Source organism: Streptomyces iakyrus (assembly GCF_000717055.1).
GTDB classification, from domain to species: Bacteria; Actinomycetota; Actinomycetes; order Streptomycetales; family Streptomycetaceae; genus Streptomyces; species Streptomyces iakyrus.
Genome location: NZ_JNXI01000024.1, coordinates 26,952 through 39,301, shown reverse-complemented (window position 1 = coordinate 39,301; position 12,350 = coordinate 26,952). Strand labels below are relative to the sequence as shown.

Genomic DNA, 12,350 nt, shown 5'->3' with positions numbered 1-12,350 from the left:
CGGTCGGCCGACCGGACGGGGCCCGTGTCCCGGCGAGGGGGAGCGGCGCCTCAGAACGTGAGGCGCAGGCCGGGGACGATCACGTCGGGATTCCCGCCGATGGCGGCCTTGTTGGCGGCGTAGAGGCGCTGCCAGGTGGTCCCGTGCCGGGCTGCGACACCGCTGAGCGTGTCGCCCCGGCGGACGGTGTAGTCACCGCGGGAGGAGCCGCGGTCCGCGTGTTCCGCGGAACGTGCCGGCGCCTTCGGCGGTTTCGCCGGGGCCGGCGCGGTGGAGGTGACCGGGTCGGCGGCGGGTGCGCCGCCGCTCGCCCCGGCACGTGCCGAGCAGGTCGGCCAGGCGCCCCACCCTTGGGCGCGCTGGACCTTGGTGGCGACGGCGATCTGCTGGGACCTGCTCGCCCGGTCGGCGGTGGGCGCGTAGGCCGTGCCGCCGTAGGCGTTCCAGGTGGAGGCGGCGAACTGGAGGCCGCCGTAGTAGCCGTTGCCGGTGTTGATGTGCCAGTTGCCGCCGCTCTCGCACTGGGCGATGCGGTCCCACACTCCGCTGTCGGCCGCCGCGGCGTTCCCGGTCGCGGCGAGCAGTCCGAGGGGCGCGAGCAGTGCCGCCCCGGCGAGGACCGCCGTCGTACGAACCGGGGTCTTCCGGGCGTCGGGGCGAGAGGAATCGGCACATTCGGACATATAGGTCCCTTTCGAAACACCCGGGATCCCCCAAGGCGGAGCGCCACTCCCGCGCCATGGGACGCGAGGGCCGCGCTCACCCCGTCCACCGGAGCGGTGCCGTGCCCGGTTCCTGGGAACCCGGCGGCCGGTGGACGTACCCGAGCGGTGCTCGTTGCACACGGCGGAGGAATCTAAGGAGGTCTGCGGCCGGCATCAACCAGTCGCCCGTCCGGGCAGGCCAGTTCACCGATACCTGGGGTAACGGCCATTTCCGGACACCCACTTCATTCGCGGATTTCCGGATTTGTTCACCAACTCCCCCGGTGGTGTGTGACCCACTTCACCCTCCTAACGCCCTTTACATGACGGCGAGTTGACAGTGAGTGCGCCATTCCGCGCGAAACGTGACCCTGCGCGCTGGTTGGTTCGATTCCGTTCGCCCTGGGGCGTGACTCCCGCCACAGATCGTCCGTTGTCTTCTTCATGAGCCGGGACCGACCCGGACCACGGGCCGGGAGCCACCCGGCTTTGCCACGCACCGCATCCCCGAGGGAGCCACCCGTGCCGCGCATGCTCGACGTCAGCGACGAGGTACGCGCCGAGATCGGCGACGAAGAAGCCGACCGCCTGCTCGCCGGAGAGACCGCCCCGGGCAGTTACGACTGCACGTCCTGCCGCACACCGGGCGACTCCGAGCAGGAGCGCACCAGCACCGTTCTGTTCATCGGTGACGAGACCGCCGTCCTCGCCTTCGCCCACTCCGGCTGTCTGCCCTCGCAGGTCGTGCAGGTCACCGAGGAGCAGCTGCGGGGCGCCGTGAAGTCCATCGCCGGCGACACCGTCGATCTGGAGCCCGACCGGGTGGTGCCCGACAAGGCGGTGCCCGAGCAGGCCGTGCTGGGTGTGACCAGCGGGCTCGTCCTGATCGGCGGGGAGCTCCACCCGGCCCTGGTGGTGGAGCCGACCGGGCCCATCGCCCGGGCCGGCACGACCGGCACCGGCGACGACTTCCTGCCGCTGCTCATCGAGCAGGGGTTCATGCCGCTGTCGGAGCTGTCGGCGGTACCCCCGGTGCTGCACGGCTGGTCGGTGCTGCTCGCCGTGGGCCAGCTGCACGCGGTGCTCCAGCCGGGCAGCAACGGCGGCCAGCCGGTGGCCTGGTGGCAGGCCCACCAGCCGCTCCAGGTGACCGACGGCTGGCGCGCGGCGGCCAACAAGCACCAGCAGGTGCTGATGTTCGCCGCGCCCGCCGGCTCGATCGGCCGCCAGCCGCGCGAGGACCTGCTGCGGGACGCGCTGGACAAGGCGGCGGCGAACGGAAAGCTGGTCGGCTCGGCGCTGCCGCTGGCCGGCACCTGAGCCTCCCGTCACCCGTGCACGCCGCAGACCGGCGAAAGCCGTACCCGGGCCGCATCCCTTGACCCGCGGGGTCGTTTGGACATACGTGCACGCATACGACGTTCCCCGCCGCCAGTCCCTCTCGCCGATCCCGTCCGCGCGATCGGCTCAGGACTCCCAGGGCGGCCCATCGGCCACGCCGATCTACGACGCTCTCTACGCCGAGTACGTCAAGTCCTTCCGCGCACTGCCCGGCGACCGCAGCGGCGAGGAGAAGCTGGGATTCACCGCCTTCGGGAACACCCCGCACAGTTCGGGCCCGTACGCAGGGGCGTACGGCAGCTCCTACAGTGCCTACAGCGCGGGCGCCCAGAGCGCCCGCCATGCCACCGGGCAGCAGCCGCAGTGGCAGCGCGTCGGGACCGTCGCCGCACACAGCACGGGGATGCACCACGTACCGGCCGCGCTGCCGCCGGGGCGGCGCGGCGGCGTCTGAGCGAGCACCGGACACCGGAAAGGGCGGCCCCGAACGGGGCCGCCCTTTCCGGTGCTGTGCGCTACTTCTTCTTGCCGCGCTTCTCGCGCACCCGCACGGAGATGTGGATCGGCGTCCCGTCGAAGCCGAACTCCTCGCGCAGGCGGCGCTCGATGAAGCGCCGGTAGCCCGCCTCGATGAATCCGGAGGCGAACAGCACGAACCGCGGCGGCTTGGTGCCCGCCTGCGTGCCGAACAGGATGCGCGGCTGCTTGCCGCCCCGGACCGGGTGCGGGTGGGCGGCGACCAGCTCACCGAGGAAGGCGTTCAGCCGGCCCGTCGGGACCCGGGTCTCCCAGCCCGCCAGGGCCGTCTCGATCGCCGGGACCAGCTTCTCCATGTGCCGGCCGGTGCGCGCCGAGACGTTCACCCGCGGCGCCCACGCCACCTGGCCGAGCTCGGTCTCGATCTCCCGCTCCAGGTAGTAGCGGCGCTCCTCGTCGAGGGTGTCCCACTTGTTGTACGCCATGACGATCGCGCGGCCGGCCTCGACGGCCATGGTGACGATCCGCTGGTCCTGCACCGAGATGGACTCGGAGCCGTCGATCAGGATGACCGCGACCTCCGCCTTCTCGACGGCGGCCGCCGTGCGCAGCGAGGCGTAGTAGTCGGCGCCCTGCTGGAGGTGGACCCGCTTGCGGATGCCCGCGGTGTCGACGAACTTCCAGGTGACACCGCCGAGTTCGATCAGCTCGTCGACGGGGTCGCGGGTGGTGCCCGCCAGCTCGTTGACGACGACGCGCTCCTCGCCCGCCACCTTGTTCAGCAGCGAGGACTTGCCGACGTTGGGGCGACCGATCAGGGCGATGCGGCGCGGGCCGCCGATGCCGCCCCCGCCGAACGTCTCGCGCGGCGCCTCGGGCAGCACTTCCAGGACCTGGTCGAGCATGTCGCCGGTGCCGCGGCCGTGCAGCGCGGAGACCGGGTGCGGCTCCCCCAGGCCCAGCGACCACAGGTAGGCCGCGTCGGCCTCGCCGCTCGGGCCGTCCACCTTGTTGGCGCACAGCACGACCGGCTTGCCGGCCTTGCGCAGCAGCCGGACGACGGCCTCGTCGGTGTCGGTGGCGCCGACCTTGGCGTCGACGACGAAGACGACCGCGTCGGCGGCCTCGATGGCGTACTCGGCCTGGGCGGCCACGGAGGCGTCGATGCCGAGGACGTCCTGCTCCCAGCCGCCGGTGTCGACGACCTTGAAGCGGCGGCCCGCCCACTCGGCCTCGTAGGTCACGCGGTCGCGGGTGACGCCGGGCTTGTCCTCGACGACGGCCTCGCGGCGCCCGATGATGCGGTTCACCAGAGTCGACTTGCCGACATTGGGGCGGCCGACGACGGCGAGGACGGGCAGCGGGCCGTGCCCGGCCGCCTCGATGGCACCTTCGACGTCTTCGAGGTCGAAGCCCTCCTCGGCGGCGAGCTCCATGAACTCCGCGTACTCGGCGTCGCCGAGCGCCCCGTGGTCGTGCTCGTACGCGCCGTCGGAGGCGTCCGAGCCGTCGGGCTGGATGTGGTCGTTCATGAAGTCCGTACCTCGTCGTTCATCGTGGTGGTCGGTGGAGTACCCGCTGTTCCGGGCTGATCCACTACTCAAGTGTCGCCTAGCGCCCGGTGAGGCGCCTGGCGTTTTCCAGGTGGGCCGCTAGCTGCTTCTGGATGCGCCCGGTCGCCTCGTCCAGCGCCTTGCGCGTCCGGCGACCGCTGCCGTCGCCCGCCTCGAAGGGCTCGCCGAAGACGACGTCGACCCGGGAGCGCAGCGGAGGCAGCGCCTTTATCAACCGTCCGGGCTTCCCGGAACTTCCCAGCACGGCCACCGGGACGATCGGGGCGCCGCTGCGTACCGCGAAGTACGCGAGGCCGGCGCGCAGCGAGGCGAAGTCGCCCTCGCCCCGGGTGCCTTCCGGGAAGATGCCGAGCACGCCGCCGGCCGCCAGGACGCCCAGCGCGTTGGTGATCGCCGTGCGGTCGGTGGTGTCGCGGTCGACCTTCACCTGCCCGATGCCGAGCAGGAAGGGGTCCAGCGGCCCGATGAACGCTTCCTTCTTGATCAGGAAGTGCGTCGGCCGGGGCGCCACGCCCATGACCATCGGGCCGTCGATGTTGTGGGAGTGGTTGACCGCGAGGATCACCGGCCCGCTCGCGGGCACCCGCCAGGCACCGAGCACGCGCGGCCTCCACAGCCCGTACATCAGGCCGACGCCGATGCGCCGCCCGACCTCGGCACCCCGCGCCGAAGGCAGATCGGTCACTTTCCGGCCCGCTTCTCCTCGACGAGGGTGACGACGCACTCGATGACCTGGGCCAGCGTGAGCTCGGTGGTGTCCACCTCGACGGCGTCGTCCGCCTTGGCGAGCGGGGAGGTCTTGCGGCTGGAGTCGGCGGCGTCCCGCTTGATCAGGGCCTCGCGGGTGGAGTGGACGTCGGAGCCCTTCAGCTCGCCGCTGCGGCGGGCGGCGCGCGCCTCCGGGGAGGCGGTGAGGAAGATCTTGAGGTCGGCGTCGGGCAGCACCGTGGTGCCGATGTCCCGGCCCTCGACGACGATGCCCTGCTCGGCGGAGGCGGCGATCGAGCGCTGCAGCTCGGTGATCCGGGCGCGCACCTCGGGCACCGCGCTGACCGCGCTGACCTTGGAGGAGACCTCCTGGGTGCGGATCGGGGCGGCCACGTCCACGCCGTCGACCGTGATGGCCGGGCCCTCCGGGTCGGTGCCGGAGACGATCTCGGGCTTGCCCGCGGCGGCGGCGATGGCGGACGGGTCGTCTATGTCGATGCCGTTGCTCACCATCCACCAGGTGATCGCCCGGTACTGGGCGCCGGTGTCCAGGTAGCTCAGCCCGAGCTGGGCCGCCACGGCCTTCGAGGTGCTCGACTTGCCGGTGCCGGCGGGGCCGTCGATGGCGACAATCACTGGCGTGGCGCTTTCCACAGTGGGGACCTTCCTGAACCGGGCTCGGCGGGATGAGGGCGCGACTGCCCCGCACAAGGTTACTGGGTGCGCGTCACTCGTCCGGCCGCGCGTCGGCCGGCCCCGCCCGGCACGCCCTACTGCCTCAGCGCCCAGCCCCGTTCCCGCAGCGCGGCGCTCAGCACCGAGGCCGCCTTGGGCTCCACCATCAACTGCACCAGACCGGCCTGCTGCCCCGTGGCGTGCTCGATCCGCACGTCCTCGATGTTGACCCCGGCCAGGCCCGCGTCGGCGAAGATCCGGGCCAGCTGTCCCGGCTGGTCGTCGATGAGCACGGCCACGACCTCGTAGGCCCGTGGCGCGGACCCGTGCTTGCCGGGGACGCGGACCTGCCCGGCGTTGCCGCGCCGCAGCACGTCCTCGATCCCGTCGGCGCCCTCGCGGCGCTTGTGGTCGTCGGAGGACTGCAGGGCGCGCAGGGCCCGCACGGTCTCCTCCAGGTCCGCGGCGACATCCGTGAGCAGGTCGGCGACCGGCGCGGGGTTCGCGGAGAGGATGTCGATCCACATCCGGGGGTCGGAGGCGGCGATCCTCGTCACATCGCGGATGCCCTGCCCGCACAGGCGCACGGCGGACTCCTCGGCGTGCTCCAGCCGCGCGGCGACCAGGCTGGAGACCAGGTGGGGCATGTGGGAGACGAGGGCCACGGCCCGGTCGTGGGCGTCGGCGTCCATGACGACCGGCACGGCCCGGCAGTACGAGACCAGCTCCAGAGCGAGGTTCAGCACCTCGGTGTCGGTGTCCCGGGTCGGGGTCATCACCCAGGGGCGGCCTTCGAAGAGGTCCGCGGTCGCGGCCAGCGGGCCGGACTTCTCCCGGCCCGACATGGGGTGCGAGCCGATGTACGCCGACAGGTCGAGGCCGCGCGCCTCCAGTTCGCGGCGCGGCCCGCCCTTGACGCTGGCGACATCGAGGTAGCCGCGTCCCGCACCGCTGCGGATGGCGTCGGTGAGCACGTCCGCCACGTGCGCGGGCGGGGCGGCGACGATCACGAGGTCGACGGGCCCGTCCGGCGCCTCGTCGGTGCCGGCGCCGAGCGCGGCCGCCGTACGGGCCTGCTCCGGGTCCGGGTCGGCGAGGTGCACGGTGACGCCCCGCTGGGCCAGGGCCAGCGCGGCGGACGTGCCGATGAGGCCGGTTCCGATGACGAGTGCGGTCCTCACTGGGCGATGTCCTTGCGCAGGGCGGCCGCGGCGCCGAGGTAGACATGGGCGATGTCGGCGCGGGGCCGGTCGGACTCGATGTGCGCGAGGACCCGGACGACACGCGGCATGGCGCCTTCGATGTCCAGCTCCTGGGCGCAGATCAGCGGCACGTCGACGATGCCCAGCTTGCGGGCGGCGGCGGCCGGGAAGTCGCTGTGCAGGTCGGGCGTGGCCGTGAACCAGATGCTGATCAGGTCGTCGGCGGCGAGATCGTTGCGCTCGAGGATCTCCGTGAGCAGGGCTCCGACCTGCTCGTCCATGTGCCCGGCCTCGTCCCGTTCGAGTTGGACGGCGCCCCGGACCGCTCGTACCGCCACAGCGATGCTCCTTGTTGACGTGCGTGTCGCTCTACGTCCGACCAGCCTAGTCAGCCAGGGCGGCCCGGGTGCGCGGCGCCCGCCCGGTGAGACGCCGGGATCGTCACCTTTGGGTAAGTTCGGTGCCAAGATGACGCAAATTCCGTTTCACCCCTCTTCGGTACTTTCGGAGTGACGACATGACCTACGAGACCACGCGCCGCACGGTTCTCCTCGCGACGGGCGCGACCGGCGCGGCGGCGCTCGTCGCGGCCTGCGGCGGGGGCGGCGACGACAGCGGTTCCACGTCGACACAGTCCCCCACCGGCGAGGGCGCGACGAGCGGCCCCGCCGGCCAGGTCCTGGCCAACATCGACGAGATCCCGGTGGGCGGCGGCAAGATCTTCAAGGACGAGGAGGTGGTGGTGACCCAGCCGGAGCAGGGCCGGTTCAAGGCCTTCTCGGCGATCTGCACCCATCAGCGCTGCCTGGTGTCCACCGTCTCCGACGGCACGATCAACTGCCCCTGTCACGGCAGCAAGTTCCAGATCGCCGACGGCGCGGTGTCCCAGGGCCCGGCGACGCGGCCGCTGCCCGCCGAGCAGATCACCGTGGAGGGAAACGCGATTCGCATGGCGTGAGGGCCCGCGACCGGCCCGTCGGCGTCACGCGTCCCACAGCGCCCCGAGGGTGACCAGGTCACTCCGGTACTCGACACGGTCGGCCCACTCGGCGGGCCAGGCCTCCGCGCCCCGGTGGGCGCCCGCGAAGGCACCCGTCAGGCAGGCGATCGAGTCCGAGTCGCCGACGGTGCAGGCGGCGCGGCGCAGGGCCGTGACCGGTTCGTCGACGAAGAGCAGGAAGCACAGCAGCCCGGTCGCCAGCGCCTCCTCGGCGATCCAGCCCTCACCGGTGGCCAGACACGGGTCGGTCTCCGGGGAGACGGTGCGCACGGCGTGCCGGAGACGTTCGAGGGCCTCCAGACACTCGTCCCAGCCGCGCGCGATGAACCGCTCGGGGCTCGGGTCCCCGGCCCGCCGCCACAGGTCGCCGAGCCAGCGCTCGTGGTAGCGGCCGCGGTTCTCCAGGGCGTAGGAGCGGAGCAGGCCGATCAGCCCGGTCGGCTCGGCGCCCTGCGCGAGCAGACGTACGGCGTGTGCGGTGAGGTCGGAGGCGGCGAGCGCGGTGGGATGCCCGTGGGTGAGGGCGGACTGCAACTGGGCGGCGCCGGCGCGCTGTTCGTCACTGAGACCGGGCACGAGGCCCAGGGGCGCGACGCGCATGTTGGCACCGCAGCCCTTGGAGTCGATCTGGCCGGCGTCCTGCCAGGGGCGGGATTCGTCCTTCAGCAGGTAGCAGGCCTTCATGCAGGTGCGGCCCGGAGCCCTGTTGTTCTCCGGGGACTGGTACCAGTCCACGAACTCCTCGCGCAGGGGTCGCACCAGCCGCAGTGGGGCGAGCACCCCGCGGTCCATCGCGGTCCGCACCGCGCGGCCCAGCGCCAGCGTCATCTGGGTGTCGTCCGAGACGACGGCGCGCTGCGGCAGCTCCATCTCCCGCCAGGGCCCGCACTTGGCGAGGATCGAGGGGACGTCGTCGAACTCGGTGGGAAAGCCCAGCGCGTCCCCGAGGGCCAGGCCCGTGAGCGCTCCGGTGGCGGCTTGCTTGTGGACGAGCGTGGTCATGCGGGGCGTCCTTCCCGGGTGGGCCGGAGGAGAGGCGGGTGGAGGGCGGTGGCGGTTCCGGCGCGGTACAGCGCGGCGGGTTTGCCGCGTCCGCCGGTCAGTCGCGCGGCGCCCGGGACGGCTTCGACGAATCCCGGCGTGGCGAGCACCTTGCGACGGAAGTTGGGCCGGTCCAGCTCGGTGCCCCACACGGTCTCGTAGACCTGCTGGAGCTCGCCGAGGGTGAACTCGGGCGGGCAGAAGGCGGTGGCGAGGCAGGTGTACTCGAACTTGGCGCCGACGCGGTCGTGGGCGTCGGCCAGGATGCGGTCGTGATCGAAGGCGAGCGGGCCCGCCGTGCCGTACGGCACCCAGTCGGCCCGGGCCGCGTCGCTGCCGCCGTGCACCTCGGGTGCATCGGGCAGCAGGGCGGCGAAGGCGACCGACACGACCCGCATCCGGGGGTCGCGGCCGGGCTCGCTGTACGTCCGCAGCTGCTCCAGGTGCAACCCCGAGACGTCGGACAGGCCGGTCTCCTCGGCGAGTTCACGCCGGGCGGCCGTCTCCGCGGACTCGTCCGGCCGCAGGAATCCGCCGGGCAGGGCCCTGCGTCCGGCGTACGGCTCCTGTCCGCGCTCGACGAGCAGCACGTGCAGCGCGCCCTCCCGGAGTGTGAACACGGCCAGATCGACGGTGACGGCGAAGGGTTCGTGGGCGTACTTGTCGTAGCCGTCCATGCAGCGGCACCCCCTTTTATAGTCAGCACGACTATAAAAGGGGGTGCCGGTCACTCACAAGGCCTGGAGGTCAGGTCTGGTGGTGGTCGGGTCTGGAAGGTCAGGCCTAGAGGTCGACCTCCTGCATCAGCATCCCGACCTCGGTGTTGGACAGCCGCCGCAGCCAGCCCGACTTCTGGTCGCCCAGGGTGATCGGCCCGAAGGCGACCCGGACCAGCTTGTCGACCGGGAAGCCGGCCTCCGCCAGCATCCGGCGCACGATGTGCTTGCGGCCCTCGTGGAGGGTGACCTCGACGAGGTAGTTCTTGCCGGTCTGCTGGACGACCCGGAAGTGGTCCGCGCGGGCGTAGCCGTCCTCCAGCTGGATGCCGTCCTTGAGCTGCTTGCCCAGGTCGCGCGGGATGGGGCCGACGATGTGGGCGAGGTAGGTCTTCTTCACGCCGTACTTCGGGTGGGTCAGCCGGTGGGCCAGCTCGCCGTGGTTGGTGAGCAGGATGACGCCCTCGGTCTCGGTGTCGAGCCGGCCGACGTGGAAGAGCCGGGTCTCGCGGTTGGTGACGTAGTCACCGAGGCACTGCCGGCCCTCCGGGTCCTCCATCGTCGAGACGACACCGGCGGGCTTGTTCAGCGAGAAGAACTGGAAGCTCTGCGTGGCGACGGTCAGCCCGTCGACCTTGATCTCGTCCTTCTCGGGGTCGACGCGCCGCCCCTGCTCCAGGACGATCTCGCCGTTGATCTCGACCCGGGCCTGCTCGATCAGCTCCTCGCAGGAACGCCGGGAGCCGAAGCCCGCGCGGGCGAGGACCTTCTGCAGCCGCTCGCCCTCCTGCTCGGCGCCGGGGAAGGTCTTGGGGAGCTTGACCTCCTTCTTCCCGGCGTACCGGTCGCGGTTGCGCTCCTCGACCTGCGCCTCGTACTCACGCGGGCGGGCCGGGGTCGTACGTCCCTGCTTCTGGGGCTGCTTGGGCCCGCCCTTGGCGCCGCCGCGCGCGGCACCGCCACGCCCGGCCTTGGGGCCGTCCTTCGTCGCCCCCGGGCCCACGTCGTAGCGGCGCTCCTCGGGGCGGGGCTTCTTCGGACGGCCGCTGCCCTGCTTGTCGTCGCGGTTGTTGCCGGCGCCGCGGAAGTTACCGCGACCACCACCACTCCCGCCGCGGCCGCCGCTGTTGCCACCACGGCTCCCGCCGTTGTTTCCGCTGCTGTTCCTGCCGCTGCTGCTTCGCATCAAAGTTCCGTCTGGTCGTCTTCGTCGTCGGTACCCGGGGTGGCCGGGCGGCTGCCCGGCACGTCGTCGTCAGGCGCGTCCGGGTCGAACGACGGTACGCCTTCCTGGGTCTCGGCCTCGATCGCCTCCGCCTCCGGGAGGAAGGGCGCGAGCTCCGGGAGCTCGTCCAGACCGCGCAGGCCCATCCGCTCCAGGAAGTAGTTCGTCGTCCTGTACAGGATCGCACCTGTTTCGGGTTCCGTGCCCGCCTCCTCTATCAGACCGCGCTGGAGGAGGGTGCGCATGACACCGTCGCAGTTGACTCCGCGCACGGCCGAGACCCGGCTGCGGCTGACCGGCTGCCGGTAGGCGACGACGGCCAGGGTCTCCAGGGCGGCCTGGGTGAGGCGGGCCTGCTGGCCGTCCAGGACGAAGCGCTCGACGGCCGGCGCGAAGGCGGCCCGGGTGTAGAAGCGCCAGCCGTTCGCGACGTACCGCAGCTCGAAGCCGCGGCCCTGGACGGTGTACTCGTCGGCCAGCTCGCACAGCGCGTCGGCGATCTGGCGCTTCGGCCGCTCCAGTATCTTCGCGAGGTGCTCCTCGGTCGCGGGCTCGTCCACGACCATGAGGACGGCCTCCAGGGCGGGCTTGAGGTCGAGGCCGGCCACGGTGGGCGTCCCGGCCGGCAGGTCGGTCGTTGGCTCGCTCACGCCTTCTTCTCCTCCTTCGGCGGCTCGGGCGGCCGGTCGAACTCGTCGGTGACGATCGGTGTCTCGTCCCCGTCGCCGCCGGTCCACCGCACGAGCAGCTCTCCGAGCGCGGTCTCCTGCTCCAGCGCTACGGCCTTCTCGCGGTACAGCTCCAGCAGCGCGAGGAACCTCGCCACGACGGTCAGGGTGTCGTCGGTGTCCTCGACGAGCGCACGGAAGCTGGCCTCACCGAGCTCTCTGAGCCGGGCCACGACGATCTGGGCCTGCTCCTGCACGCTGACCAGCGGGGCGTGGATGTGGTCGACGTAGACCTGCGGTTTGGGCTTGGGCTGCATCGCCTTGACGGCGAGCTTGGCGAATCCTTCCGCCCCGATGCTGATGACGACGTCGGGCAACAGCTCGGCGTGGTGCGCTTCGAGGCCGACGGTACGGGGGTAGCGCCGGGCCTCGTCGTCGAGGCGCCCGCTGAAGATGTCGGCGATCTGCTTGTACGCGCGGTACTGCAGCAGCCGGGCGAACAGCAGGTCCCGCGCTTCGAGCAGCGCGAGATCGCCCTCGTCCTCCACCTCGGCGGCGGGCAGCAGCCGTGCGGCCTTGAGGTCGAGCAGGGTCGCGGCGACGACCAGGAACTCGGTCGTCTCGTCCAGGTCCCAGTCCGGTCCCATGGCCCGGATGTGGGCCATGAACTCGTCGGTCACCTTCGACAGCGCGACCTCGGTGACGTCCATCTTGTGCCGCGAGATCAACTGCAACAGCAGATCGAAGGGCCCCTCGAAGTTGGCAAGCCGGACCTTGAAGACCCCGTCGTCCGCAGCCGTCCCGTCGCCACCGGCCGGGGGCGGGGGGCTCGGGGCGGGGACGGAAGCGTTGCCGAACCCGGTCACCGCATCCGCGGACCGCGTCCCGGCAGCCCCTCTCGGTTCGCCCACGCCCACCGGCCCGGCAGCGTCGGCAAGCAGCGCCGCAGGCCCGGCCATGTCTACAGGCGGTGCCGTGGTCCCGGCCGCATCCCTGGGCAGCGCCATAGGTCCGGCCGC

14 protein-coding genes are annotated in these 12,350 nt (G+C 72.0%); 3 read left to right on the top strand and 11 right to left on the bottom strand.

Translation table 11 applies throughout. The features are described from left to right. Nucleotides 1-50 precede the first annotated feature (50 nt). Nucleotides 51-683 carry a LysM peptidoglycan-binding domain-containing protein gene (locus OO68_RS32425; protein WP_033312780.1) on the bottom strand — a complete coding sequence of 211 codons (633 nt, stop codon included), beginning with the start codon at nucleotides 681-683 and terminating at the stop codon, nucleotides 51-53. A 543-nt stretch (nucleotides 684-1,226) separates the two neighbouring features. Between OO68_RS32425 and OO68_RS32420 the strand changes: the two genes are divergently transcribed. Together OO68_RS32420 and OO68_RS32415 are read left to right on the top strand one after the other, a co-directional pair. Then, complete coding sequence (locus tag OO68_RS32420; protein WP_033312779.1) at nucleotides 1,227-2,024, top strand: DUF8842 C-terminal domain-containing protein; 798 nt, start codon at nucleotides 1,227-1,229, stop codon at nucleotides 2,022-2,024. Between the two features lie 85 nt (nucleotides 2,025-2,109). After that, complete coding sequence (locus tag OO68_RS32415; protein ID WP_033312778.1) at nucleotides 2,110-2,499, top strand: hypothetical protein; 390 nt, start codon at nucleotides 2,110-2,112, stop codon at nucleotides 2,497-2,499. Nucleotides 2,500-2,560: 61 nt separating this feature from the next. Here OO68_RS32415 and der read toward each other — a convergent pair whose 3' ends face one another. From der to aroH, 5 genes are all read right to left on the bottom strand, one after another. Continuing rightward, entirely contained in the window at nucleotides 2,561-4,054 is a 1,494-nt protein-coding gene (gene der / locus OO68_RS32410) for a ribosome biogenesis GTPase Der (protein WP_033312777.1), read from the bottom strand. Between the two features lie 79 nt (nucleotides 4,055-4,133). Next, the gene (locus tag OO68_RS32405) at nucleotides 4,134-4,781 is read right to left on the bottom strand and encodes a lysophospholipid acyltransferase family protein (RefSeq protein WP_033312776.1); all 648 of its coding nucleotides are present in this window, start codon (nucleotides 4,779-4,781) and stop codon (nucleotides 4,134-4,136) included. Continuing rightward, complete coding sequence (cmk, locus tag OO68_RS32400) at nucleotides 4,778-5,458, bottom strand: (d)CMP kinase (protein ID WP_033312775.1); 681 nt, start codon at nucleotides 5,456-5,458, stop codon at nucleotides 4,778-4,780. Before cmk ends, OO68_RS32405 begins: the two co-directional genes overlap by 4 nt. Nucleotides 5,459-5,574: 116 nt before the next feature. After that, on the bottom strand, nucleotides 5,575-6,660 hold the full coding sequence (locus OO68_RS32395; RefSeq protein ID WP_033312774.1) for a prephenate dehydrogenase: 1,086 nt from the start codon (nucleotides 6,658-6,660) through the stop codon (nucleotides 5,575-5,577). Continuing rightward, the gene (gene aroH, locus OO68_RS32390; protein ID WP_031106761.1) at nucleotides 6,657-7,019 is read right to left on the bottom strand and encodes a chorismate mutase; all 363 of its coding nucleotides are present in this window, start codon (nucleotides 7,017-7,019) and stop codon (nucleotides 6,657-6,659) included. Before aroH ends, OO68_RS32395 begins: the two co-directional genes overlap by 4 nt. Nucleotides 7,020-7,198: 179 nt before the next feature. Between aroH and OO68_RS32385 the strand changes: the two genes are divergently transcribed. After that, nucleotides 7,199-7,639 (top strand): Rieske (2Fe-2S) protein, encoded by a 441-nt coding sequence (locus OO68_RS32385; protein WP_033312773.1) that lies wholly within the window; start codon nucleotides 7,199-7,201, stop codon nucleotides 7,637-7,639. A gap of 24 nt (nucleotides 7,640-7,663) precedes the next feature. On the opposite strand, the gene OO68_RS32380 is transcribed toward OO68_RS32385, so the two are convergent. The 5 genes from OO68_RS32380 to OO68_RS32360 form a co-directional block, all read right to left on the bottom strand. Next, a complete protein-coding gene (locus tag OO68_RS32380; RefSeq protein ID WP_033312772.1) occupies nucleotides 7,664-8,683 on the bottom strand; it encodes an ADP-ribosylglycohydrolase family protein in 1,020 nt (339 codons plus the stop codon). After that, entirely contained in the window at nucleotides 8,680-9,399 is a 720-nt protein-coding gene (locus OO68_RS32375; protein ID WP_033312771.1) for an NUDIX hydrolase, read from the bottom strand. The genes OO68_RS32380 and OO68_RS32375 overlap by 4 nt, the downstream gene beginning before the upstream one ends. A 106-nt stretch (nucleotides 9,400-9,505) precedes the next feature. Beyond that, nucleotides 9,506-10,624 carry a pseudouridine synthase gene (locus OO68_RS32370; RefSeq protein WP_033312770.1) on the bottom strand — a complete coding sequence of 373 codons (1,119 nt, stop codon included), beginning with the start codon at nucleotides 10,622-10,624 and terminating at the stop codon, nucleotides 9,506-9,508. Next, nucleotides 10,624-11,313, bottom strand: a complete 690-nt coding sequence (gene scpB, locus OO68_RS32365; protein WP_033312769.1) for an SMC-Scp complex subunit ScpB — start codon at nucleotides 11,311-11,313, stop codon at nucleotides 10,624-10,626. Before scpB ends, OO68_RS32370 begins: the two co-directional genes overlap by 1 nt. Beyond that, on the bottom strand, nucleotides 11,310-12,290 hold the full coding sequence (locus OO68_RS32360; protein WP_329503473.1) for a segregation and condensation protein A: 981 nt from the start codon (nucleotides 12,288-12,290) through the stop codon (nucleotides 11,310-11,312). The genes scpB and OO68_RS32360 overlap by 4 nt, the downstream gene beginning before the upstream one ends. Between the last annotated feature and the right edge of the window lie 60 nt (nucleotides 12,291-12,350).

What these genes read in the sequence shown, in the direction of transcription:
- OO68_RS32425 (WP_033312780.1), bottom strand. Translation starts at nt 683, where the DNA reads ATGTCCGAATGTGCCGATTCCTCTCGCCCCGACGCCCGGAAGACCCCG.
- der (WP_033312777.1), bottom strand. Translation starts at nt 4,054, where the DNA reads ATGAACGACCACATCCAGCCCGACGGCTCGGACGCCTCCGACGGCGCG.
- OO68_RS32385 (WP_033312773.1), top strand. Translation starts at nt 7,199, where the DNA reads ATGACCTACGAGACCACGCGCCGCACGGTTCTCCTCGCGACGGGCGCG.
- OO68_RS32380 (WP_033312772.1), bottom strand. Translation starts at nt 8,683, where the DNA reads ATGACCACGCTCGTCCACAAGCAAGCCGCCACCGGAGCGCTCACGGGC.
- OO68_RS32375 (WP_033312771.1), bottom strand. Translation starts at nt 9,399, where the DNA reads ATGGACGGCTACGACAAGTACGCCCACGAACCCTTCGCCGTCACCGTC.
- OO68_RS32370 (WP_033312770.1), bottom strand. Translation starts at nt 10,624, where the DNA reads ATGCGAAGCAGCAGCGGCAGGAACAGCAGCGGAAACAACGGCGGGAGC.
- OO68_RS32360 (WP_329503473.1), bottom strand. Translation starts at nt 12,290, where the DNA reads ATGGCCGGGCCTGCGGCGCTGCTTGCCGACGCTGCCGGGCCGGTGGGC.